General features: G+C 46.9%; 20 protein-coding genes. 9 read left to right on the top strand and 11 right to left on the bottom strand.

Features of this window, described 5'->3' with window-relative positions:
• Positions 1-49: 49 nt before the first annotated feature.
• Positions 50-1,876, bottom strand: coding sequence for an ABC transporter ATP-binding protein (locus BM292_RS02305; RefSeq protein ID WP_092854875.1), 1,827 nt, complete (start codon positions 1,874-1,876; stop codon positions 50-52).
• Between the two features lie 126 nt (positions 1,877-2,002).
• Here BM292_RS02305 and BM292_RS02300 point away from each other — a divergent pair, with 126 nt between their 5' ends.
• Genes BM292_RS02300 through BM292_RS02290 form a run of 3 tightly spaced genes read left to right on the top strand, consistent with a single transcriptional unit; the run spans position 2,003 to position 5,005 of the window.
• Positions 2,003-3,679 (top strand): carbon starvation CstA family protein, encoded by a 1,677-nt coding sequence (locus BM292_RS02300; protein ID WP_092854873.1) that lies wholly within the window; start codon positions 2,003-2,005, stop codon positions 3,677-3,679.
• Positions 3,680-3,688: 9 nt separating this feature from the next.
• Positions 3,689-3,961, top strand: coding sequence for a cory-CC-star protein (locus tag BM292_RS02295; RefSeq protein WP_092854871.1), 273 nt, complete (start codon positions 3,689-3,691; stop codon positions 3,959-3,961).
• A 42-nt stretch (positions 3,962-4,003) separates the two neighbouring features.
• A complete protein-coding gene (locus tag BM292_RS02290; protein WP_092854869.1) occupies positions 4,004-5,005 on the top strand; it encodes an ArsA family ATPase in 1,002 nt (333 codons plus the stop codon).
• A gap of 9 nt (positions 5,006-5,014) precedes the next feature.
• On the opposite strand, the gene BM292_RS02285 is transcribed toward BM292_RS02290, so the two are convergent.
• Both BM292_RS02285 and BM292_RS02280 read right to left on the bottom strand, forming a co-directional pair.
• Positions 5,015-5,605: a YqaA family protein gene (locus tag BM292_RS02285; RefSeq protein WP_092854867.1), complete on the bottom strand. Its 591-nt coding sequence runs from the start codon at positions 5,603-5,605 to the stop codon at positions 5,015-5,017.
• A gap of 4 nt (positions 5,606-5,609) precedes the next feature.
• The gene (locus tag BM292_RS02280; RefSeq protein ID WP_233340232.1) at positions 5,610-6,932 is read right to left on the bottom strand and encodes a M28 family metallopeptidase; all 1,323 of its coding nucleotides are present in this window, start codon (positions 6,930-6,932) and stop codon (positions 5,610-5,612) included.
• A gap of 130 nt (positions 6,933-7,062) precedes the next feature.
• On the opposite strand from BM292_RS02280, the gene BM292_RS02275 reads away from it, so the two are divergent.
• Positions 7,063-8,097: a zinc-binding alcohol dehydrogenase family protein gene (locus tag BM292_RS02275; RefSeq protein WP_092854862.1), complete on the top strand. Its 1,035-nt coding sequence runs from the start codon at positions 7,063-7,065 to the stop codon at positions 8,095-8,097.
• Here the strand turns inward: BM292_RS02275 and BM292_RS02270 are convergent.
• The gene (locus tag BM292_RS02270; RefSeq protein WP_092854859.1) at positions 8,094-8,537 is read right to left on the bottom strand and encodes a hypothetical protein; all 444 of its coding nucleotides are present in this window, start codon (positions 8,535-8,537) and stop codon (positions 8,094-8,096) included. The two genes, BM292_RS02275 and BM292_RS02270, sit on opposite strands and share 4 nt — an antisense overlap.
• 136 nt (positions 8,538-8,673) lie before the next feature.
• Between BM292_RS02270 and BM292_RS02265 the strand changes: the two genes are divergently transcribed.
• From BM292_RS02265 to BM292_RS02255, 3 genes are all read left to right on the top strand, one after another.
• On the top strand, positions 8,674-9,819 hold the full coding sequence (locus BM292_RS02265) for an efflux RND transporter periplasmic adaptor subunit (protein WP_092854857.1): 1,146 nt from the start codon (positions 8,674-8,676) through the stop codon (positions 9,817-9,819).
• Positions 9,820-9,822: 3 nt separating this feature from the next.
• A complete protein-coding gene (locus tag BM292_RS02260; RefSeq protein ID WP_092854855.1) occupies positions 9,823-12,930 on the top strand; it encodes an efflux RND transporter permease subunit in 3,108 nt (1,035 codons plus the stop codon).
• A 68-nt stretch (positions 12,931-12,998) separates the two neighbouring features.
• Entirely contained in the window at positions 12,999-13,529 is a 531-nt protein-coding gene (locus BM292_RS02255; RefSeq protein ID WP_092854853.1) for a DUF2937 family protein, read from the top strand.
• On the opposite strand, the gene BM292_RS02250 is transcribed toward BM292_RS02255, so the two are convergent.
• The 5 genes from BM292_RS02250 to BM292_RS02230 form a co-directional block, all read right to left on the bottom strand.
• Entirely contained in the window at positions 13,526-13,864 is a 339-nt protein-coding gene (locus tag BM292_RS02250) for a hypothetical protein (protein ID WP_092854851.1), read from the bottom strand. The genes BM292_RS02255 and BM292_RS02250 overlap by 4 nt on opposite strands.
• A 52-nt stretch (positions 13,865-13,916) precedes the next feature.
• Positions 13,917-14,435, bottom strand: a complete 519-nt coding sequence (locus BM292_RS02245) for a YgjV family protein (RefSeq protein ID WP_092854849.1) — start codon at positions 14,433-14,435, stop codon at positions 13,917-13,919.
• A 66-nt stretch (positions 14,436-14,501) separates the two neighbouring features.
• The gene (locus tag BM292_RS02240) at positions 14,502-16,169 is read right to left on the bottom strand and encodes a M28 family metallopeptidase (RefSeq protein WP_092854847.1); all 1,668 of its coding nucleotides are present in this window, start codon (positions 16,167-16,169) and stop codon (positions 14,502-14,504) included.
• A gap of 13 nt (positions 16,170-16,182) precedes the next feature.
• Positions 16,183-16,635: a DUF192 domain-containing protein gene (locus tag BM292_RS02235; RefSeq protein WP_092854845.1), complete on the bottom strand. Its 453-nt coding sequence runs from the start codon at positions 16,633-16,635 to the stop codon at positions 16,183-16,185.
• A 128-nt stretch (positions 16,636-16,763) separates the two neighbouring features.
• Positions 16,764-17,729, bottom strand: coding sequence for a DUF4382 domain-containing protein (locus tag BM292_RS02230; RefSeq protein WP_245751795.1), 966 nt, complete (start codon positions 17,727-17,729; stop codon positions 16,764-16,766).
• Between the two features lie 200 nt (positions 17,730-17,929).
• Here BM292_RS02230 and BM292_RS02225 point away from each other — a divergent pair, with 200 nt between their 5' ends.
• Together BM292_RS02225 and BM292_RS02220 are read left to right on the top strand one after the other, a co-directional pair.
• Positions 17,930-18,859, top strand: coding sequence for a gluconeogenesis factor YvcK family protein (locus BM292_RS02225; RefSeq protein ID WP_092854843.1), 930 nt, complete (start codon positions 17,930-17,932; stop codon positions 18,857-18,859).
• A gap of 9 nt (positions 18,860-18,868) precedes the next feature.
• Positions 18,869-21,526, top strand: coding sequence for a M14 family metallopeptidase (locus BM292_RS02220; RefSeq protein WP_092854841.1), 2,658 nt, complete (start codon positions 18,869-18,871; stop codon positions 21,524-21,526).
• On the opposite strand, the gene dcd is transcribed toward BM292_RS02220, so the two are convergent.
• Both dcd and apbC read right to left on the bottom strand, forming a co-directional pair.
• Positions 21,527-22,117 (bottom strand): dCTP deaminase, encoded by a 591-nt coding sequence (dcd, locus tag BM292_RS02215; protein ID WP_092854839.1) that lies wholly within the window; start codon positions 22,115-22,117, stop codon positions 21,527-21,529.
• Between the two features lie 22 nt (positions 22,118-22,139).
• Positions 22,140-23,204 (bottom strand): iron-sulfur cluster carrier protein ApbC, encoded by a 1,065-nt coding sequence (apbC, locus tag BM292_RS02210; protein WP_092854837.1) that lies wholly within the window; start codon positions 23,202-23,204, stop codon positions 22,140-22,142.
• Positions 23,205-23,320: the final 116 nt, after the last annotated feature.

The raw sequence follows: 23,320 nt of genomic DNA, 5'->3' as shown, positions 1-23,320 counted from the left end.
GAACGAGGTAATCCTTTTATTCCTTTTTTCTAAAAAATATTTTAAGTGATTAATCTGGCAAAAAGCCGCCAGATTGACGCGCCCATAGCTGCGCATATAAACCGCCACGCGCTAACAACTCCTCGTGGCTACCTTGCTCCACAATTCGGCCTTCATCCATCACCACTAACCGGTCCATCGCGGCAATCGTGGATAATCGATGAGCTATGGCAATAACCGTTTTACCTTCCATGAGTCGATATAAGTTTTCCTGAATTGCCGCTTCCACTTCTGAATCCAATGCTGAGGTGGCCTCATCAAGTATCAGAATTGGCGCATCTTTTAACATGACTCGCGCTATCGCAATGCGTTGCCGTTGCCCTCCTGAAAGCTTCACACCGCGCTCACCAACATGCGCTTCATAGCCACGTCGGCCTTGCGAGTCCTCTAAATCGGCAATAAAGGCATCGGCTTCGGCGCGATGCGCAGCTTGATCAATCATCTCTTGCGTTGCATCTGGGCGACCGTACGCAATATTGCCGCGGACCGAACGATGTAATAGCGACGTGTCTTGGGTGACCATGCCAATATGTTGGCGTAGGCTTTCTTGCGTCACCATAGATATATCCTGACCATCAATGGTAATCCGCCCTTCTTTCACTTCATAAAAGCGCAGCAACAGATTCACTAGGGTTGATTTACCAGCACCGGAACGACCGACTAAGCCAATTTTTTCGCCTGCTTTAATCGCAAGTTCAAGATCGCGTAATACGGGTTTATCTTCGCTATAAAAGAAATTGAGATGTTCAAAATGAATATTGCCCTGCTTAACAACAAGCGGCTTCGCTTGCGGCTTATCTTGAATATCTTGTGGAACTGAGACGGTCTTAATACCGTCTTGCACGGTTCCGATATTTTCAAAGAGTGACGAAATCTCCCACATGATCCACTGGCTCATACCCCACAGGCGAAGTACCAAACTGAGCGCAACTGCAATGGCACCAACTGTAATCAGACTCTCGACCCATAAGTAAATTGCCAAAAATCCGACACTAAATAACAATAGCGAATTTAGAAGATACAAACACGTATACAGCTTCGTCACTAAGCGCATTTGCCGGTGCACAGTTCCGAGGAAATCAGTCATACCCTCTTTTGCAAAGGCGAGTTCACGTTGCGCATGAGAAAACAGTTTGACCGTTTGAATATTGGTATAACTATCGACAATTCGACCAGTCATGATTGAACGCGCGTCGGCTTGCGCAGCGGCCACTTTCCCAAGACGCGGCACAAAATATCGCAACAAAACAACATATAGCGCTAACCAAACGATAAGCGGCAATGCTAAGCGCCAATCAGCAGCACCAATAATCACTACAGTACCGATGAAATATACCGTGACGTAATTCAGCACATCGAAGAGCTTGATCACACATTCTCGCACTGCTAAAGCTGTTTGCATTACTTTAGTTGCAATTCGACCGGCAAATTCATCTTGATAAAAGGTGACAGACTGGTTGAGTAGATATTTATGCACTAACCAACGAATCCGCATTGGGTAGTTGCCCAACAGACTTTGATACGTAATCAAAGAATGAAATATCACCAATAACGGCAAGCCGATGAGCACGACCGCGGCCATACCTGTTAGCCCCCAAAACTGTTCTTGCACAAACGTTTCGCGGTTTTGTTCAGCCAGCCAGTCCACAATATTACCAATGAAACTGAATAACCAAACTTCGGTCAGTGCAATCAACATCATCAAGGCGCCAGCGGTGAAGATAAACGGCCACGCACCTCGACTGTAATACAAACAAAAGGCAACCAACGTTTTCGGTGGCTGCTCTGGGTTACCATCCGGAAATGGTTTAAGACGACGTTCAAACCAACTGAACATGAATAATCCTTAATTGCAGGTTACACGTAACAAGCTAGACTTTGGTCGTATGTCAGTTGTTAGTGTGCATGAAGTAACATAACGCAGTTATTGTTGTACCAATAATAAACTAAAAAGGGTAACGTCATGAATGCAATTCTGCTAATGCTACTCGGTTTAGGTGCGATGTTTTTGGGCTATGTGTTTTATTCAAAATTCGTAGCCGAAAAAATATTCAAACTTGATCCGAATTTCCGAACACCAGCTCATGAATTTGAAGATGGTGTCGACTTTGTTCCGACCAACAAATATGTGTTGTGGGGACATCACTTCACTTCAGTAGCTGGTGCTGCTCCTATTATTGGACCAGCCATTGCGGTCATTTGGGGTTGGGTTCCAGCATTTTTGTGGGTGGTTTTCGGTACCATCTTTTTCGCGGGTGTGCATGATGCCGGTGCAATTTGGGCCTCGAACCGTAATAAAGCTCGCTCAATTGGTGCCTTGACGGGAGATGTTGTCGGCAAGCGTTCACAAAGCTTGTTCATGATCGTTATCTTCTTGGTTTTACTAATGGTCAATGCAGTATTTGCGACAGCTATCTCAGGCCTGCTGATTAACTTCCCAAGTTCAGTCGTACCGGTTTGGGGGGCAATTTTTGTCGCACTTATTATTGGCCAAGTAATTTTCCGTAAATGGATGAATCTTGGTACGGTATCGATTCTTGGTGTTATCGCACTGTACGCATTAATTTATGCGGGTCCGTCATTGCCTATTGCGTTGCCTGAGACGGTTTTTGGCGTTTCTGATAATGCGCAGTGGATTATCGTGCTCTTCCTATACGCTGCCATTGCCTCACTATTACCAGTATGGATGTTGCTGCAACCGCGTGACTATATTAATGGTCTGCAATTATTTATTGGTTTAATTTTGGTGTACGGTGCGGTGTTAATTAGCGGCCCCGAACTTGTGGCACCAGCGTTCAACACCAACACGCCAGAAGGAACCCCAAGTTTGGTGCCGTTACTATTTGTAACGATTGCCTGTGGTGCGATTTCAGGCTTCCACGGTTTGGTTGCTTCAGGTACCACCTCAAAACAGCTCGATAAAGAAACCGATGCACGATTTGTTGGTTACTTCGGCGCGATTGGTGAAGGTTCATTGTCTTTGGCCACCATCATTGCCGCTACTGCGGGCTTTGCAACACTTGCTGATTGGCAAGCGGTATATCATAGCTTCGGACAAGGTGGTGTATCTGCCTTCGTACAAGGCGGCGCGAATATCTTAAACAACGGTATTGGGCTCGATGTGGAGCTATCACAAACATTGCTGACTGTAATGGCTGTTTTATTTGCTGGTACCACCATGGACACCGGCTTACGTCTTCAACGTTATATCTTCCAAGAATGGGGCAATATCTACAATATTAAGTGGATGGAAAAGGCGGCACCAGCAACCTTGCTTGCTGTGATTTCGTGCCTACTTCTCGCCTTTGGTGCAGGCGGTGCTGATGGTTCAGGTGGCCTATTAATTTGGCCATTATTTGGAACCACCAACCAATTGTTAGCAGGCTTAACGTTGCTTGTGATTACCACCATGTTGGTTAAGTTGGGACGTCCAATGTACGTCACCTTAATCCCATTGTTGTTCTTGTTAGTCATGACAATCTATGCCCTGTTAATTCAGCTGATGGGCTTTTATCAGAAATCAGATTGGTTCCTGTTCGGCTTAGACTTAGTTGTGTTAGTAGCGGCTATCTGGATTGCTCTAGAAGCTGCTGGAACATTAACGCGCCTCCGCCGCGAAGCACGTCAATCAGCTAATTAAGGTATTACTATGAAAATACGTGCGATTGTGGAATGGTTAAAGCAGGCAAACGAATACGCGACCAACGTGTATAACGCGCCCTACCGTTCTGCAATTGCTCGTGCCAAGCGGGATGAAGACGACTTATTCATGCTTTTAGTATTCTCCGAACTCATGGGCGTTCCGAATCCCGCTTCTTATTACACACTGGAATTACAGCCGTTATTATTAGAGCGCTTCCACGAATGGCATTTACGCATGGGAATGGAGCATTCGCCGTTACACGGTTTTCGGTGTTGTTAAGCCCCCTACCTCGTTTTATTCCGCTAATTTTATGGTGACCTGATGTTCTCGCTGAATACGAAAAAAATCATTTTTGTTGGAGGTAAAGGTGGCGTTGGAAAAACCACCGTGTCATCGGCTATCGCCCTACAACAAGCGGAATTAGGGCGTCGTGTTTTACTTATTTCTACCGACCCCGCCCATAGCTTAGCTGATGCTTTTGACCGGCCGATTGGTGACAGTAAAACCAAAGTTGCAGTTGGTGTTGATGCGTTAGAGATTGATCCGGATCGTGAAGTTGATGCGCATATTGAGCGAGTCATGCGTACGATGAAACGGTTCAGCAAACCCGATATGTTCCCAGAAATAGAACGCCAAATGCGTTTAACACAACAGTCGCCGGGTGCACAAGAAGCTGCTTTGTTAGAGCGAATTGCCCGCATTATTGATGAAGAACCTGCCCATTACGATGTCATTATTTTTGACACGGCACCAACGGGTCATACGTTACGTTTATTGAGCCTTCCTGAGGCGATGGCGGCATGGACACAAGGCCTATTAAAACAAAGTCAGAAAGCAAAACAGCTTGAAGGTGTGCTTGAACATCTCTCTCCCAAAGCCGGTAAAGACATTACCAATCCAATGGCTGATCCAACACAACATGAAACAGCAACGATGGATGATCGTACGGCCGAGATTACCGAAACGTTGCTGCGGCGCCAGCGCTTATTTCATCGTATTCGGCATGTGTTGACCGACCCACAACAAACTGGATTAGTATTTGTATTAACGCCAGAAAAATTACCGATTTTAGAAACAACGCGTGCCGTTGCGGCGCTTAAATCTGAGCATCTGCCGATTGCTGGTTTAGTCATCAACCGTAACCTGCCTGATCTTATTGATAGTGACTTTTTTGCACAGCGGCGTCAGCAAGAATCACTCTATCGCGAAGAAATTGAAAATATCTTTGCTGATTTATCGCGCGTTTATTTGCCGTTGTTTCCAACCGATTTACATGGTTTAGCTGCGTTGCAAAAAGTTTGTGCAGAATTGCCCCGCGACTAAACCACGACTTTAGACAAGCAGGTAACTCACATAGGCTACGAGGCCTAGGCCTAGAAGCCACCACCCTGCTTGTCTACTTTGCTGTTGCCACCAATTCAACACTCGCTCCCCAAACCAATAAACCAGCAGTGCGAGTCCGTAATAACGAATACCCCGAGCAATTAACGAAGCCAGCATGAAGAGGCTAAATGGATACTCGCTACTCCCTGCCGCTAACATACCAACTTGAAACGGTACTGGGGTAATCCCCACTAACAATAACGTAGCAAAACCATGTTCACTAAAGCGCGCGGTAAACGCTTCGAAGGCATCCTGATAACCCAAGGTGGTGAGTAACCAATCGCCTAGATCGTCTAAAAACCAATAGCCAACGCTGTAGCCAATGCTAGCGCCGACTAAACAGCCTAACAACGTTGCCGTAGCAATAGCCCAAATACGATCGCGTTGATGAATTAATAGCGGAATAAGGATAAGTTCCAATGGGATGGGAACAATTAGACTTTCCAACAACGAAGCGAGGAAAATAAGCGGCAATATCGCTTTTGAGTCAGCAAAACGGGCTAACCAACGGTCAGCGCGTTTATTGTGAGTTGACTGCATTCAACTATTCGCCAAACGCACCAGCAGCACCTGGATATACCACAGGGCTTTCAAAGTCATCGTCGCTCACACTAGCAACACCGAAAAAGTAATTATCAATCACCACATTTTCGAGTGTGTATTCAGTGACGTTACCAACATAGCGGCTGAATTCCCAATTTGGTGCATCAGTATGACGCCAATAAATGCGATAACCTTTCACATGGTCTTTCTCGGCAGCTGTTGGCGCCGCCCAACTCAATGTTGTACTTGGACTCACTGCTCCGGCAATTTTCACTTGTGCCGGAGGGCTTGGTGCCCACGCCATACTAGCCAGAGATACGGCATTTAATGCGGTTAATTTAGCTGCATAATCAAAGTCTACCCCATCGATGGTGTCGCCGTATGCAATGCCATTCTCAACGCGCAAATCTTGATGTTGACGATTATAGTTTTCGTTGGTTTCCATAATGCGTACGCCAGGAAATCCAAGATCGTTAAACGGTCGATGATGTCCGCCACGCGCAAAACGGTCTAAGCGATAAATCACCATGGTATCTAAGTTTGGGATATAACGATCCGCCATCCAGTCAATGTAGCGTGCGACATTTCGGCTTGGTGAATCGACTTCACCACCCATGAAACGACGCCGACGAATATCCTCTGGCGTTTCGTCTTGGCGCGTTCCTTCAGCAAAAATTCGTGCGGTCGTATTATCGATGACACCGTTTATACCTTCAATATTACCGATCATGTCATTATTCAAGACAGCTTTAATACGCCAACCATCTTGTTTTGCTTGCTCAGCCATGATCTTACCGCCAAAAAGCCCCTGCTCTTCGCCGGCTAATGCGGCATAAACAATACTTCCGGCAAATTTATATTTACTTAATACGCGCGCGGCTTCGATAGTCCCTGCAACCCCTGAGGCGTTATCGTTGGCACCCGGGGCATCGGAAGTGTAATCCATAACATCACTCACACGTGAATCGATATCCCCCGACATAATCACGTAACGTGATGGGTCGACAGTCCCCTTCTGTACCGCAATCACGCTGACCACCTCAACAGGATCAGGAATACGCGGCTCACCCGAGATCACTCGCGACTGGTAATAAACTTCAAGGCAACCACCACATTCGGCAGAGATTTTATCAAATTCAGCCTTAATCCAGCGGCGTGCAGCACCTATGCCGCGGGTATCCGATTCAGTTTCTGATAACGTATGACGCGTACCAAAGCTCACCAGCTTTTCAATATCGTGTTCAATACGATCAGCCGAAACTGCTTGTTGAATGGCATGCAATTGTGGCTGGTCGGTATATTCGACATCGGCATGCGCGCTCATGGCGAAAACACCAGCTGCGACAGACGACAATAGCGCCGACGGTTTAAGTTTCATCGCGACTTCCTCTAGTTGGTCTGTTAAGAATGGCGTACTATACCTTTATACGTTATCCATAAAAGAGGACGCAACCATGAAAGCAGTTGGTTATCGACACTCTGGGTCGATTGATACAGAAAATGCGTTAATTGACACGACTGTGCCCGATCCTGTGCTCGGGCCAAATGATATTTTGGTCGCTGTTTACGGTATTGGCGTGAACCCAGTTGATACCAAAATTCGCTCGCGCCGTGAGCCGGCAGCCGACGAAATCGGTATTTTGGGCTGGGATGCCAGCGGCGCTGTACTCAGCGTTGGGGAAAATGTCTTTGATTTTAAAGAAGGCGATGAGGTTTGGTATGCCGGCGCAGTCAATCGACATGGCTGCAACGCTCAATATCAGGTGGTTGATGCGCGCATTGCCAGCAAAAAACCAAGAACCTTATCATTTGCCGATGCTGCCGCAATGCCCCTTACTTTTTTAACTGCTTGGGAATTACTCTTCGAGCGTCTCGGTTTAACTGAAGAAAATAACGCCACGGACTCAGCTACGTTATTGATTACTGGCGCCGCTGGTGGCGTTGGCTCTGCATTATTACAATTAGCTAAACTGAACCAAAACCTAACAACAATCGCCACCGCATCCCGAACTGAATCCCAGCAATGGGCGAAAAAGATGGGTGCCGACATCGTCATCGATCACAGTCAACCACTAGCGCCTCAGCTTCAGCAACATGGGATTCAACAGGTGACTCATGTCGCCAGCTTGACGCATACCGATCAGCATTTTGCCGCGTTAGTTGAGCTGTTGGCGCCACAAGGTCACTTTGCCCTGATTGATGATCCTGAGCAGCCGTTAGATATCAAACTCATGAAACAAAAAAGTCTCGCATTGCATTGGGAATTCATGTTTACCCGCTCGTTATTCGAAACCACTGATATGCATCGGCAAGGTCAAATATTACGTGAAGTGGCTGAATTAACGGATGCAGGTAAACTGCAAACCACAAAAACTGAGCACTTTGGTGATTTAACTGCCGCAAATTTAATCCGCGCGCACAAGCAACTCGAATCGCACAGTACTGTCGGCAAAATCGTACTCGACGGTTACAATGCTCCCCTTGCCTAACTGGTGCACTGGTCAGCGGTGAAACGTAGCTCAAACAGCAACGTTTCATCGCGATCTAAATAGCGGATAACCAAAAAATCAGCCTGTTCGCGATAGAATTTAAGTGATTCACTCGCACAATATTGACGCAACATTGCCGGCTGTAGCTGCTGGCGGATATCCTCAATATTGTGTTGGTATTTATCCACATCAACAAGGCTATAAATAAAACGCATCCCGTAATTAACCACCTCCGCGCGTTCGAAACGTGTCTGACGATCCAGTAGTTTGGGTAAATCACGATTCAACTTACCTGAGCGCTCTAACAGCTGTTGATACAAATCGTTACGATTTTTAATTGTTGAGCTAGTTGCTAACTGGCGATAGAGCAAAATCATCACACATTCCAATAAAAGAACCCCAACCCCAAGCAAAAGCTGGCGTTTAAAGCGATTTGTCATAAACTTCACCTATTATTTGCACCGTATTTTCAGATTGAACGTATCGAAAATATTGAGACCAGTCACTTACAAACATACATGAATGTATGTATAATTATGGTCGTCAAAAATCATTAACCGAATACGAGGTATTTACATGCAACAACGTTTTCGTAAGCCGTTGTTCGTATCTGTGTTAGCAAGTTCTATTTTGCTAGCTAGTTGTGGTGACGCCGAGCAAGGCGCTGCAAACGCAGGTCAACAGCAACAAATGACCGTTGGAATCGTCACTGTTAGCGCGCGCGACGTTGATTTAACCACTACCCTACCTGGCCGTGCAAGTGCCTTTCGCGTTGCCGAAGTGCGTCCGCAGGTCAGCGGTATTTTAGAAAAGCGCCTATTTGAAGAAGGCTCAATGGTTGAAGCTGGCCAACAGTTGTATCAAATTGATGCCGCGATGTACGAGGCAGAGCTAGCTAGCGCAAAGGCTGAAATTGCGCGCGCTACCGCCGCAGTAAAATCAACCAAGTCGCGCTTTGAGCGCAGCCGTGACTTGTTAAAAGATAAAGCGATAAGCCAACAAGATTTTGATGAAGCTGAAGCAGCGTACCTGCAAGCAGAAGCACAATTAAAAGTTGCTCAGGCGAACTTAGCTCGTGCCGAACTCAACCTAGAATATACCAAGGTAAAAGCTCCAATTGCGGGTCGCATTGGCCGCTCACAGCTTACCGAAGGTGCATTGTTGAGTGTTGGCCAAGCACAAGCGCTAACGACAATTACTCAGCTTGACCCAATTTATGTCGATATCGCACAAAGCACCAGTGACTACCTTACTTTACAGCAAGCGATTGCTGATGGCCGTATTGAGACGGATGCAAATAATCGCGCCAAAGTGGTAGTCCGTGTAGGCGAAAATGATAACTTCAGCACACAAGGCGAGTTGCTATTCAACGAAGTTACCGTTGACCCGCAAACCAGTGCTATCACGCTTCGCGCTCGTCTCGATAATCCGGACCACGCTATTTTACCAGGTATGTATGTGCGCGCTGAAGTTGCTGCTGGCAACCTGAAAAACGCAATCTTAGCGCCACAAACCGGTGTTTCAAGAGACCCGCGCGGTCGCGCCATTGCCTATGTTGTGAATTCAGAGGGCAATGTTGAACAACGTTATTTGCAAGTCGATCGTACTGTTGGAACCGATTGGGTCGTCACAGATGGCCTGCAACCTGGCGACAAGATTATTGTTGAAGGGCTTCAGAAGATTCAGCCTGGTATGCCTGTACAAACTGAAGAAGTGAAGTAAATCATGGCAAAATTTTTTATAGATCGCCCTATTTTTGCATGGGTTATCGCTATTGTGATCATGCTCGCTGGTGGCCTTGCGGTAACGCAGCTTCCAGTAGAACAGTATCCTGAAATTGCGCCACCTTCGGTGCAGATTAACGCAAGCTATCCGGGTGCTACTGCGGCAACCTTGGAAGAGAGCGTCACGCAGGTTATTGAACAGAACATGAACGGTATTGATAACCTCAAATACTTTTCATCAACCAGTGATTCTGCCGGTAACGCGAGTATCACGTTAACCTTTGAAGCTGGTACCGATGCGGATATCGCGCAGGTGCAGGTGCAAAATAAGTTGCAACTTGCGCTACCGTTATTGCCGCAAGAGGTTCAAAACCAAGGCTTAGTTGTTGCCAAATCAAATAACTCGTTCTTGCTGGTTGCTGCGCTTATCTCGAGCAATCCGGAAATTACCCAAATCGATCTCGGCGATTATATCGCCAGTAATATGCAAGATCCGATTAGTCGTACACCGGGTGTCGGTAACGTACGCTTGTTTGGTGCGCCTTACGCCATGCGTATTTGGTTGGATCCGAATAAATTGGTGCGCTATAACATGACCACCTTAGATGTGGTGATGGCACTTCGGGAACAAAATAACCAAGTTGCAGCGGGACAAATCGGTGGTACGCCGGCAGTTGAAAATCAACGTCTCACGGCCTCTATTATTGCGCAAACGCGGCTAGAAACCGTTGAGCAATTTGAACAGGTGCTACTGCGTGTTAATGGCGACGGCTCGAAAGTGACTGTGGGCGATGTCGCGGAAGTTGAACTGGGTGGCCAGGATTATGGCGTTATTGCTCGCTATAACCGTCAGCCTGCGAGTGGTCTTGCGGTAAACCTTGCAACCGGAGCGAACGCATTAGAAACCGCAGAGGCTGTGAAAGCGAGATTAGCTGAACTTGAGCAATTCTTCCCGCAAGGCGTTGAGCTGGTCATTCCATATGACACCACACCGTTTGTCGAGATCTCAATCAAAGAAGTTGTAAAAATTCTCTTTGAAGCGGTCGTGTTAGTGTTCATTCTGATGTTTATCTTTTTGCAGAACCTGCGCGCAACCATTATTCCATCGCTGGCTATCCCGGTAGTTTTACTCGGTACCTTCGGCATTATGTCGGCGTTGGGATTCTCGATTAACACGCTAACCATGTTTGGTTTAGTTCTCGCCATCGGTCTATTAGTGGATGACGCGATTGTTGTGGTCGAGAACGTTGAGCGCTTAATGAGTGAAGAGAAGCTGACCCCACGCCAAGCCACGATAAAATCCATGCAGCAGATTACCGGTGCACTCGTCGCTATCGGTTTGGTAATGGCTGCGGTATTCGTGCCCATGGCATTTTTCGGTGGTTCGACTGGTGCGGTTTATCGACAGTTCTCGATTACCATTATTTCTGCCATGTCATTATCAGTTTTGGTCGCGATTATTTTCACACCTTCGTTGTGTGCGACAATTCTAAAACCTCTGAACCATGATCATGAAGCAAAAGGTATTCTCGGCTGGTTCAACCGTTCGCTCGATCGAGCAACCAAAAAGTACACCAGTTCGGTCCAATCAATCATCAAACGAAGCACACGTTTTGTATTGATTTATCTCGGCCTGATTGTGGTGCTTGGATTCCTATTTACGCGGATGCCAAGCTCATTTATTCCAAACGAAGACCGCGGTGTATTTTTAACGCAGATGCAATTGCCATCTGGCGCAACGCAAGAACAATCGCGTCAGACCATGGCAAAAATCGAAGATTATTACCTCGATCAAGCGCAAGGTGTTCGTTCGGTATTCTCAGTTGTCGGCTTTAGCTTCAGCGGCCAGGGCCAAAACTCAGGCTTGGCCTTCGTGCGCTTAACCGACTGGAGTGAACGGACGTCGCCAGAACTGCAAATTGACGCCATTATTGGACAAGCATTTGGCTACTTCATGCAAATACGTGAAGCCATGGTGTTTGCTTTCAACCTACCATCGATTCCTGAACTTGGTACCGCAAGTGGCTTTAACTTGTATATTCAAGACCGTGGCGGACTGGGTCATGAAGGTCTGTTAGAAGCCCGTAATCAGCTACTGGGAATGGCGGCACAAGAACCGATGTTGACTGGTGTGCGTCCGAATGGTTTAGAAGATACGGCACAGCTACGCATTGATGTCGATTATGAAAAAGCCAAAGCACTTGGGCTAAGTATTAGCGATATCAACTCAACCTTATCTAACGCGTTTGGTACTACCTATGTGAACGACTTTGTCGACCGTGGTCGGGTGAAAAAGGTATACCTCCAAGGTGTTCCTGAAGCACGCATGACCCCTGCCGATATCGGCAAATGGTATGTTCGCAATGCCAGTGGTGAGATGGTGTCATTTTCATCATTCTCAACAACCCATTGGGACTTCGGACCACAGCGTCTCGAACGCTATAATGGCGTACCAGCAATGAACATCCAAGGCGAAGCGGCACCAGGCTATTCGTCTGGAGATGCCATGCTCAAAATGGAAGAACTCATTGCCCAATTGCCTCCTGGCATTGGCTTTGAATGGACCGGCATTTCATTGGAAGAACGCACGTCAGGTGATCAGGCACCATTGTTGTATGCGCTATCACTGTTGATTGTATTCTTATGCTTAGCTGCACTATATGAGAGTTGGTCAATACCATTCTCTGTCATGCTCGTTGTGCCGTTGGGTATTCTTGGTGCAGTTATTGCGGCAACGATGCGTGGGCTTGAAAATGACGTATATTTCCAAGTAGGTTTGTTAACCACCGTCGGTGTTTCTGCACGTAACGCGATTCTTATTGTGGAATTTGCGAAAGATTTACAAGCCCAAGGTAAAGAGTTATTGCAAGCAACTTTAGAGGCTGTACGTTTACGTTTGCGCCCTATTTTGATGACTTCATTGGCATTCACCTTTGGTGTGCTACCGTTAGCGTTATCAACGGGCGCCGGCGCCGTTAGCCGTCAAGCAATCGGTACCGGTGTCATTGGTGGTATGTTAGGTGGCACCATTTTAGCGATCTTCTTCGTACCATTGTTGTTCTATATTGTACGACGTGCTTTCCCGCCAAAGCCTCCTTATGAGGACTAGCGGAGACTAGCAGCCATAAATAAGAACGTGCTAAGGTTGAGTGGTGTTTCATCACTCAACCTTTTTTTATGCTGCATCGTTACTTGGTTTTAGCTATCGCACTTATCGCTGTACTCATCGGTGTGCAGGTACCTAATTTTATTACGCAATATCAGCAGCGGCTGGATTCTCAGCTGACTGAAGCAATGGTGTATTACAAAGAGTATCAACGCATCGCTGATAAGTACTTAAATGGCGATATGAATGCGTTAATTCAAATGCATGAGCAAAGTGATAATCCAGTCTTCAAAGACGAAGCAGTGCCAATTCGTGAACTAATTCGGCGCGTGGATTTATATCGTCATGAACAGCAACAATTGCAGCGCGGTTATTTACAGCAGATTTGGTTTGTAGCGACCGAAGCGAACCGTGAAATGGTCGATAATACTTGGCGTACTTATAGCTTTAACGTACCGCTGACGCGCCAAGCAGTGTTTTCCGGCGTTATTGGCGCCCTACTTGCGGTCATTTTATTTGATGGCTGTGTGGGTGGGTGTAAGTTGGCTTATCGCCGCTGGCGACGCAAGCGCCAGCAGCCTCATCAGCAGACAAATCGTTAGCGCCGTTCGTCGCTATCTTTAACTTGATATTCACCTTCGATAACCGAGTCATCCTGCCGGTTTTGTTGTTCGCGCTGTTGTTGATACTGACGCCGCGCTTGCTGCTGCGCCTGCCGGGTTGCTTTGGTGAATTGCCACATCTGTTTCATTTCGCGGCGTTTACGCCACATTAATGGTAACAATAAAATCCAGCCGAACAGCAACATCAGTAAGCCAAGGCTAAGACCAACAACTAAAAGTAAGCCGAACAACAACCAGCTTAGAATCACCACAAACGGATTTGCGCCTGGTTGCGGTTTAATTTTATTTTGCCATTGGCGGATATATATCAGCATGCTCTCGTCACTTTTCTCAAAATGAATTACTTTCTTTAAGACTATATTGGGATCAATTTGGTTCAGACAAGCGTGAACGCCGATAATCTTGTAACAATTTGAGAATAATGCTCGTTAAATTGACGATATTAAACACGGTTCCCGACACACTACCGACCATAATTGCATAGGCCAAACCTAACACTTCAGCCAGTAAAAACCACTGACGGATACGGTGTGGATCGTTGAGAACGATCGAGCCCACAGTGAATATGAGTGACGACGTGTACGCCATTATAAGTGGCACTAATGGTGCATCTGTCGTTAGTTCCCAGGCTAAAAATATGAAATTAACAAGTACAAAGCCCCATAGCACAATGGGTCCGCGCCAACGCAATGCAATAACATTACGTACAACAGCAATTGCCGTGACCACGCAGCCCGCAATAGCACCGAGCATAAAAAAATGTAACGATAGAGCCCCAAGTGCACAGGCGCTGACTATACGGTAACGGTTCGCCGTACCCTGTCGGTAAGCGATAAAATTTGCAATCAGTGCGAATAAACCAAATAGCTCTGCAATAGAAATCACAATTCACCATTAAAAAACGGTAATGAGAGCAGTTGTTGCCTCATTACCGTTTATATTCAAACAAAATTACTGACGTTCGCTTGCACTCGCATCGCGGATGCCACGGAATTCATTACCAGCATACCAATTCGGCCAATCGCCACTATTCGCGAGCTCTTGTCCAACCCAGTAATATAACCAGAGGTCTTGCTGAACACCGCGCAGATCCCATTCTGGATCAAATTCATCAGCAGGTTTGTGATAAGCAACTTGCACATACTCAGCACGTTTTTGCTTACCGTATTCTTCGCCAAATTCAATGTGATCATTGCCACCTTTTGCATACAACATCGGTACACCACGTTTGGCTAGGTTGAAGTGATCTGAACGATAAAATGAACCCGCTTCAGGTGTTGGCTCTGGCGCAATATAACGATCTTGTTGTTCAACATACTTGGCTAAGTACTCTTCCATTTCGGAGTTACCATGACCAACAACCACCATGTCACGCATCGGGCCATAGACATTCAGCACGTCGGTATTAATACCACCAACTGCTTTACTCAATGGCAACATAGGGTTATCGGCATACCAATCTGAACCCAGCAAACCACGCTCTTCAGCGGTAACCAAAACAAATACGACTGAGCGCTCTGGTTGCGGTTGGCTGGCAAAAAACTCGGCTAACGCCATAACTCCAGCGGTACCGCTAGCATTATCTTGCGCGCCATTATAAATACCATCATCCGGATTAATTGGGTCAACACCCATATGATCCCAATGCGCCATATAAATCACGTGTTCTTCTGGCTTCGATTTACCTTCAATATAGCCAATTAAGTTTGGTGAGTTTAAGTAATCAAACTTAGTCACTACGCTAATTGACATGCTGGTATCAAGTGATACCGGTTTGAAATCAGCTTGTTGCGCTGCTTTGCGCATTTCTTCGTAGCTACTACCTAAACGGGCGAACAACGTATCAGCGCTTTCCTGCGTCATCCATCCCTCAATCGCAACACGATCCATGTTTTTATTCTCGCGTGCCAAATCAAAACGCATTGGTGAGCCGCCCGCGACCACACCCCAGCCATATCCTGCCGGACCAGTTTCATGGATCACAATTGCACCCGCAGCGCCTTGGCGTGCTGCTTCTTCAAATTTATAGGTCCAACGACCGTAATAGGTCATCGCTTTACCATTAAATACTTCCGGGTCGAGGGTGTCATAGCCAGGGTCGTTAACGAGCATGACAACAGTTTTGCCTTCAACATCTAACCCTTCGTAATCGTTCCAACCAAACTCAGGAGCAACAATGCCATAACCGACAAACACCATTTCGCTGTCAGTTAGTTCAATGTTCTCTTGAACGCGCGGACTCCATGCCATCATCTCGGTACGATATTCAAAGGCTTCCAAGTCATCAGCACTAAAACTCATTGGCGATACTTGTGTTGGCAACATCCGCACTAATGGCACCTGTTGTTGATAGGTATTATTTTCTGAGTCATAAGGTTTTAATCCCCACTCGCGAAATTTCCCTTCAACAAACGCAACAGTTTTCTTCTCGCCTTCAGATGCTGGTGCGCGACCTTCAAATTCATCAGAGCTGAGAGTTTGCAAATAGCTACTGTAGTTTTCGTTAAAACTATAAGGGTCTACACTCGCGTGAGGTTGTTCGGGTGTACTGACCTGCTCTGCTGGACTACATGCAGCAAGCACAAGCCCAGCGGCAGCAAGTACCGAAAGGTGTTTCATGTTGTTATTCTCCTTATTGACACTGTTTGAATTTGCGCCCTAAACCAATGTTAAAGCGTTCAAAATAACCTTTGTTTAATTCAATCGCTCCATAATACGGCACCCCGGGGCGATAAGCCGGACAGCGGTTCGGATCAATGCTTAGGCATGGCTCCATCGTAATAATAGAGACAATTTTCATGTCGCTGTCTAAATAAGCGATATCTAATGGAATTAACGTATTGTACATCCAAAATCCGGCATTAGCGGGACGCTCTGAGGTATATTTAAACCACATACCCGCATGTTCTGCTAGATTTTCGCGGGCCATTAAACCGCGCGCACGGCTTTCGAAAGTATCCGCAATTTCCAGTTGTAAGCGATGCGGATGCTCATCAATACACAGCTCGACTGTCTGCGCAGCTGCACTCGCCATTGGCAGCGTCATTGGAATCAATAACGCACCTAACATTAAAGCTTTCTTCATAGTAAACCTTACATTCGGTCAGCAATTGGGTTCTAGTATCGCTTGAATAGCATCAGAAAAAAAGGCAAAAAAAAGCCCCCAATAAAGGAGGCTCAACGGGAGAGATTAAAATAAAAGCACAATCTCAATTACTCAATCGTTACTGTGGTGACCGCTTCACCCGCTTCTACCGAAACGTTTTGCGCACTGATGAAGACAAGCTCATCATCAACTTCTGGATCATCAGTAGTATTACAAGTCCATGCAGCAGTGTAATTGCCAACTGCAACATACCCCAATTCGAAGTTATATGCTGTAGCGCCATCAAATTGTACTGGCGTGGCAGCGTAAGCTTCCGCTTCTTCGGTACCACCGAAATCAGCCATGCTGTCAAGCGTCACATCAGCACCTGGGTATAGATACACAACGGCAACAGGCTCGCTGGTATCGGTTGGCGCTACGGTGCATTGATTCTCAATCAATAACGCTTCCGCTAAGGTGCCCTCAATGTGACCCACTTCCATATTATCAACGAGACGCACACCGCGTGGCTTCAAGAAGTAACCAGCTTGACCCACAGGGTTGACCAACGCTTGACGCAAATCGAATTCGATGGTGTACGCAACATTGCTACCTGCATCAAGCGTGAAGCTATCAAACTTCAATTCATTTGACGGCACTGACAATGGAATACGTTCCTCACCTACAAGAACATACGAGCCTTCAGCCATTTCTAGACGCAATTGACCATAAACACCGGCAGGAACTTCAACTCCCGATAACAAATCTTCTGATTCTGAGCCGGTGAACTCGAGTAAATTGATACCACGTGTATTTGGAATCACGTTACCGTCAGCATCTAAACAAGCATCGTTCGCCTCGATTGTGTTGGTGTCTTCACCAATGGTAAAAGTCTGATTACCTTCGGTGTTGCCTACCAACTCAACGCTATGAAAACAAGCCCAAACCTCGTCGGCAGCATCCACTGGTGCGTCGCTGACGCCTAAGCTAAACATGGCGGTGTTCGAGTCGTTCGAATCTGAACCACATGCAGAGAGTACAGTAGACGCCGCAATAACTGCTGCTAATGTTGTTAACGTGCGATTCATTAACATAAAACACCTCTTGTGTTATAAACGTTGCAGTAGTTATAGCAAAGCTGATTGTTTATCACACCTGATTTACCCTGCTTTTACGTTGCTGAAATGAGGTTAACACCACCCGTATTTGTGGCGATTTAGCTTATTTGAAACGTTGATTGTCAGCGAAATAGCGCTTAAAGTAGCGCAGATTACGACAACAACATGAAGCTAACATGAGCCAGCAGCACGCCCAATTAACACCGGTTTCCCCTACCCCGCATGCTATTGCGCAATTGCAATGTGTTACCGCGATAGGTGGAGGTCATGGCCTTGGGCGCGTGCTCTCCACTTTATCTTTTTTAGAACGACGTCTGATTGGCATTGTCGCCACCACTGATGATGGTGGCGCGAGCGGTTTACTGCGCCGGCACCATGAGTGCATTGCCTGGGGCGATATCCGCAATTGCTTATCGCAGCTTGCCCAACACCCGCTGGCTGCCGATGTACTCAATTACCGGTTTAGCTCCGATCATGAGTTAAAAGGCCATAACCTCGGTAATTTGATTTTATACACGCTGGATCAGATTAGTGCGCGTCCGCTTGACGGTATACAGCTGTTAAGCCGACTGCTAAATATCAATACGCGCTTATTACCCATGTCAGAAATGCCAGTCGATTTAGTTGCATCAACTTACGACGGATTGGAGTGCTTTGGTGAACTGCATGTCGACGGTCTGCTCCATATGCCCGAAAAACTTGGCTTATCACACCCAGTTAAACCGACTCCCGAAGCGCTTGCTCATATTCGTCGGAGCGATTTAATTATCTTAGGCCCGGGTAGTTTTCTTACTTCGGTGATGCCGCCGTTGCTGGTAGATGAATTTGCGCAAACTATCGCAGAAAGCAAAGCACCTGTTGTTTTTATTGATAATCTGGCAGCAGAACATAGCCCTGCGGGTGAATTATCATTAAGTGAGCGGTTACAGTGGATGACCGAGCAACTTGGTTTTAATCTGGTTGATGCCGTGATTTCGAATCGCCCAGATGAACAACTTCAAGTGCCGGTTTTTGACCATGTACATTCCGCTCCAGAAGCACCGCAGCGCCATGAACCAAGTTCATTGTTAGCGGCACTAAATGCCGCTGTCACTCACTTTTGTTGAGGAAATACCATGCGTTTTAAGAAACTTTTAGCGGTATCTTGCGTTGCCGCAGCGCTGCAGTTAACGACTACCGTTAATGCGCAGGAATTAGGTCTGGATGTCAATTACGATCCGGCCGTCCCCACTCTGGACGAACTTCTTGGCTACCCAGCCGGTTCGCGTATTAGCAGTCCTGATGCGATTCAGAGCTACTTTGAGGCAATAGCTGAGAAATATCCAACGCAAGTTAAGCTCATTAACTATGGCAAAACATGGGAAGGCCGTGACTTATTCTTTGTTGCGCTTTCAAATGCCCAAAATATGCAAAACTTTGAGCAATACCAACAAGGTATTCAAAAGTTGAGCGCCGCTGATAAAACCAGTAACACTGAAGCACAACAACTTATTAAGTCTTTACCAGCAAGTGTTTGGTTATCATACGGTGTGCATGGCAACGAAATTTCTTCACCTGAAGCCGCCATGCTGACCGCTTATCATTTGTTGGCAGCCACTGATGCAAAAACCAAAAGCTATCTGGATAACACCATCGTATTTATCGATCCAATGCAGAACCCAGATGGTCGTGCTCGCTTCGTTTCACGTTATTACATGACAACCGGTATCCAACACAGCGCCGATAGAAACTCAGCTGAGCACAACGAGCCTTGGCCAAGCGGTCGTTCGAATCATTACCTATTTGACCTCAACCGCGACTGGTTAGCGCTGACGCAACCAGAAATCAGCGGTCAAGTTGATGCTTTATTAGAAAATATGCCGCTAGTATTCGTCGATTTACATGAGATGGGCGGTGACACCAGCTATTACTTCACGCCTGAAGCCGACCCTTATAACCCGCTTATTACCCCGAAACAACGCGAAACCTTATGGGCGATAGGTGAGAACAACGGTCGTTGGTTTGATGAGCGTGGTTACGATTATTTCACGCGTGAAATTTTCGATGCGTTTTATCCGGGCTATGGCGCCAGTTGGCCACTTTACCACGGTTCGATTTCAATGACCTATGAGATGGCTTCAGCACGTGGTCATGTGTTCAGAACGAAAGATGGCGAGATTTTGACTTATGGTGATGGCGTGCAACGCCATTTTGTTGCTTCGATGTCGACGATCGAAAGTGTTTCTCAGCAACGTGAACAACTCTTGTCGAACTTCTGGAACTATCGCAAACAAGGTATCGCACTGGGTAAAGATAGTAAGCAACGCACCTATTTATTCTCAGGTAAAGATGATGCCGCTGCAGCGCAAAAGCTAGCTGGGTTGTTAACCCGCCACGGCGTTGAGGTTCATCAAGCGCAAGAAAGCTTCAAGGTTTGTGGCGTCGATTACCCAGCAGGTAGCTTCTGGGTCGACTCAGCACAGCCAGCGCATTACATGGTTCGCACTATGCTCGATAAAAATATCGCCATGGATGATGACTTCTTAGCTGAACAAGAACGTCGTCGAGCGAATAACTTGCCGGATGAAATTTATGACGTGACTGCTTGGTCGTTGCCTTTGATGTTTAACATTGACTATCAAACATGTAACCGTGTACCAAGTGCTGACAGCCAAGTTGCATCACGTGATTTGATCAAACCAGGCAAGGTCGTCAACAAAGACGCGAAGGTCGCATTTATTGTGCCTTGGGGTGATATGAATGCGGGACGCTTCCTAACCACTGCCGTTCAAGCAGGTTATACCGTTAAACGCGCTGATATGGCGTTTAAACACAAAAATGGAACAACTTACCCTGCCGGAAGCTTGATTGTCACAACAGCGGAAAATCCAGACATCCACGCTGCCGTTGAGCATTTGGCTGAAGCGACTGGCGCCACAATCTATGGTGTCGACAGTAGCTGGGTTACAGAAGGACCAAACTTCGGTTCGAATAATACACAGCGAATTCACGCACCGAACATTCTCATGCTATGGGATGAACCGGTGTCAAGCCTAAACGCTGGGCACACTCGTTTTGTTATTGAACAACAGTTCGGCTATCCGGTTACCGCAATGCGCGCACAAAATATGGCACGCGCTGATTTGTCGCATTATCAAGTGTTAATCATGCCAGCAGTGTACGGTAATCTCGCCAATAGCCTTGGTGACAGCGGCAAAGCGAACCTAACCGAATGGGTTGAGCGTGGCGGCGTTCTCATTACGCTTGGTAATGCAACTCAATGGGCGGTCGATTCAGAGCTATTGAGTAGTGCTCTGGAGAAAGTCATTACTAAAGATCCGCAAGGTCACGGTAACGAGAAACGAGTCGACGGCATGGTGTTTGAATCAAAAGCCCAACTCATGCACTACATTACGCCTGACTCAGCTGATCCATATTGGACTTCTGGCGTGCTGACAAACCTTGATGTTGACCAAGAGCATTGGTTAAGTGCTGGGGTGAAACCTAATCTGGTGAGCGTCACTGTCGGTAACCAAATCTATCGTCCACTGAGCATCGAAAATGGCCGCAATATTGTCAGCTATTCAGAAGATGTTTTGGCGAGCGGCTATCTGTGGGCTGAAAACCAGAAGCAATTACAGTACAAGCCGTATTTGATGTGGCAACCGCGTCAAAAAGGTATGGTCATTAGCTTCACGCAAGAGCCTACCTATCGCGCTTACTTGGATGGTTTAAATGTACTCTTGTTGAATGCCATCTTTGGTGGTGCCGCACACGCGACACCACTACGTTAATTAAGTGTTCTTATCGGCGCCAATGCGTGAGGCAACGGCGCCACGTTGATCTTTATATTTTGCGTCTTTACGCTTGCTGTAAGGACGCAAACAATCCTGCTCTAATAATTCAAAACTCAACGCGCCAATTTTCATTAATGGCCGCAATGCCAACGGCAGTTTGCCGCTATTGAAGAACTCAAGAACCACCTGCCCCGACCAACCCGGATCAATCCGGTGTGCGGTGACGTGCACCATTAAACCTAAGCGCGCCAACGACGAGCGTCCGTCCAACCAGCCGACCATATTTGCTGGAAGCGTGACCGACTCGTGGGTCACCGCTAAAGCGAATTCGCCTGGGTGAATAAAGAACGCTTGGTCTGGCGTTAACACAATGGCATCGCTCATGACTGAATTAATCGCCCGGTCAATTTCTTCGCGAGGCCCGCTGATATCAATAAATGGCGCTGCATGGTCCTGCAAAACACGAAATTCGTTGCCTAAGTGGATATCAACGGTAACGCCGCTGATATCTTCCGGAATCGGGCGAGGATCAAGCACAATGTGGCCGTCATTAAGGTATTGTTCAATTTGTCCATCGGTTAAACGCATGCAAAGATTATCCTTTTGATTATTATCGTGTTGCCGGCTGTCGGGTTTGTGCTTGACGATATAGCTCAACAGCTAACTGGTATGCACTGTTTTTCATCATCACACTCAGCTCATGCTCAGGCTGTTCAGCAACCAATGGTTTACCCTCATCAAGTCCAGCGCGAATCCGCGCGTCCAAAGGCCACTGGCCAAGCAACGGGACTTGTTCTCGTTGCGCAACACTGGCGCCGCCATCGGATCCAAAGATAGCATCGCGATGTCCGCATTGGCTACATTGGTAATAGCTCATATTCTCAATCAAACCAGTAATCGGCACGCCGACCTTACGGAACATGGTGATGCCCTTCTCAGCATCAGCCAATGCAACCGTTTGTGGAGTGGTAACGATTACTGCACCGGTAATGGGAAGCTTTTGCGCGAACGTTAATTGGATATCGCCGGTACCCGGTGGCATATCGACAATTAAATAATCGAGTCGAGGCCATTTGGTATCACGGAACAATTGTTGTAACGCCGCACTCGCCATCGGCCCGCGCCAGATAGCCGCGTCTTTAGTGTCGGTCAGATAACCAAGCGAACTTACCCAAATGCCGTGACGCTGATGTGGAATCATTTTTTGTTGCGCATTAATCTCAAGCTTTTGCTCCTGACCGCCTAACATGGTTGGCAACGATGGCCCGTAAACATCGGCATCGAGAATGCCGACATTTGCACCAAGTTGGTGCAACGCAAGAGCAAGCTGGACACTAACAGATGATTTCCCAACACCACCTTTCCCCGATGAAACGACAATGATATTGCCGAAGGTCAACGGTAACTCCGGCTGTGAGTTTGGGAGTTTGGCTATATTTCGCTGTAATGACCAACTCAATTGACCTAGCTCTGGGTGCTGCTTAAGTGGTTCTAAAATGCTGTTATCAGCCGCAAAAGGCACAGTTAGTTGCGCATGCTGCCCGTCTACCGTAATCCACTCCGGCGGAACCGGTGTTGGCCAGTGCGGCAAACTAACTTGCGCTAAAGCATTACTCAGTTGCTGTTGGGATAGCGAGGATTCTTGATTCTTTGACTTTTTAAAACGACCAAACATTTAGTTCTCCCACAACTCGCATGAACCCGCATGATACGGTGACTTCGGCTGGATTGCCAGCGCTGATTCAGGTACACTTCAAGCCTTTCAGTAACGCAGAATTAATGGAAACATTC

The sequence above is a fragment of the Pseudidiomarina tainanensis genome, assembly GCF_900115255.1.
GTDB lineage: Bacteria > Pseudomonadota > Gammaproteobacteria > Enterobacterales > Alteromonadaceae > Pseudidiomarina > Pseudidiomarina tainanensis.
Note: the sequence above shows the minus strand (reverse complement) of the source record. Positions and strands in the feature narration are given on the sequence as shown.

What these genes read in the sequence shown, in the direction of transcription:
- BM292_RS02305 (WP_092854875.1), bottom strand. Translation starts at nt 1,876, where the DNA reads ATGTTCAGTTGGTTTGAACGTCGTCTTAAACCATTTCCGGATGGTAAC.
- BM292_RS02300 (WP_092854873.1), top strand. Translation starts at nt 2,003, where the DNA reads ATGAATGCAATTCTGCTAATGCTACTCGGTTTAGGTGCGATGTTTTTG.
- BM292_RS02295 (WP_092854871.1), top strand. Translation starts at nt 3,689, where the DNA reads ATGAAAATACGTGCGATTGTGGAATGGTTAAAGCAGGCAAACGAATAC.
- BM292_RS02290 (WP_092854869.1), top strand. Translation starts at nt 4,004, where the DNA reads ATGTTCTCGCTGAATACGAAAAAAATCATTTTTGTTGGAGGTAAAGGT.
- BM292_RS02285 (WP_092854867.1), bottom strand. Translation starts at nt 5,605, where the DNA reads ATGCAGTCAACTCACAATAAACGCGCTGACCGTTGGTTAGCCCGTTTT.
- BM292_RS02280 (WP_233340232.1), bottom strand. Translation starts at nt 6,932, where the DNA reads ATGAGCGCGCATGCCGATGTCGAATATACCGACCAGCCACAATTGCAT.
- BM292_RS02275 (WP_092854862.1), top strand. Translation starts at nt 7,063, where the DNA reads ATGAAAGCAGTTGGTTATCGACACTCTGGGTCGATTGATACAGAAAAT.
- BM292_RS02270 (WP_092854859.1), bottom strand. Translation starts at nt 8,537, where the DNA reads ATGACAAATCGCTTTAAACGCCAGCTTTTGCTTGGGGTTGGGGTTCTT.
- BM292_RS02265 (WP_092854857.1), top strand. Translation starts at nt 8,674, where the DNA reads ATGCAACAACGTTTTCGTAAGCCGTTGTTCGTATCTGTGTTAGCAAGT.
- BM292_RS02260 (WP_092854855.1), top strand. Translation starts at nt 9,823, where the DNA reads ATGGCAAAATTTTTTATAGATCGCCCTATTTTTGCATGGGTTATCGCT.
- BM292_RS02255 (WP_092854853.1), top strand. Translation starts at nt 12,999, where the DNA reads ATGCTGCATCGTTACTTGGTTTTAGCTATCGCACTTATCGCTGTACTC.
- BM292_RS02250 (WP_092854851.1), bottom strand. Translation starts at nt 13,864, where the DNA reads ATGCTGATATATATCCGCCAATGGCAAAATAAAATTAAACCGCAACCA.
- BM292_RS02240 (WP_092854847.1), bottom strand. Translation starts at nt 16,169, where the DNA reads ATGAAACACCTTTCGGTACTTGCTGCCGCTGGGCTTGTGCTTGCTGCA.
- BM292_RS02235 (WP_092854845.1), bottom strand. Translation starts at nt 16,635, where the DNA reads ATGAAGAAAGCTTTAATGTTAGGTGCGTTATTGATTCCAATGACGCTG.
- BM292_RS02230 (WP_245751795.1), bottom strand. Translation starts at nt 17,729, where the DNA reads ATGTTAATGAATCGCACGTTAACAACATTAGCAGCAGTTATTGCGGCG.
- BM292_RS02225 (WP_092854843.1), top strand. Translation starts at nt 17,930, where the DNA reads ATGAGCCAGCAGCACGCCCAATTAACACCGGTTTCCCCTACCCCGCAT.
- BM292_RS02220 (WP_092854841.1), top strand. Translation starts at nt 18,869, where the DNA reads ATGCGTTTTAAGAAACTTTTAGCGGTATCTTGCGTTGCCGCAGCGCTG.
- dcd (WP_092854839.1), bottom strand. Translation starts at nt 22,117, where the DNA reads ATGCGTTTAACCGATGGACAAATTGAACAATACCTTAATGACGGCCAC.
- apbC (WP_092854837.1), bottom strand. Translation starts at nt 23,204, where the DNA reads ATGTTTGGTCGTTTTAAAAAGTCAAAGAATCAAGAATCCTCGCTATCC.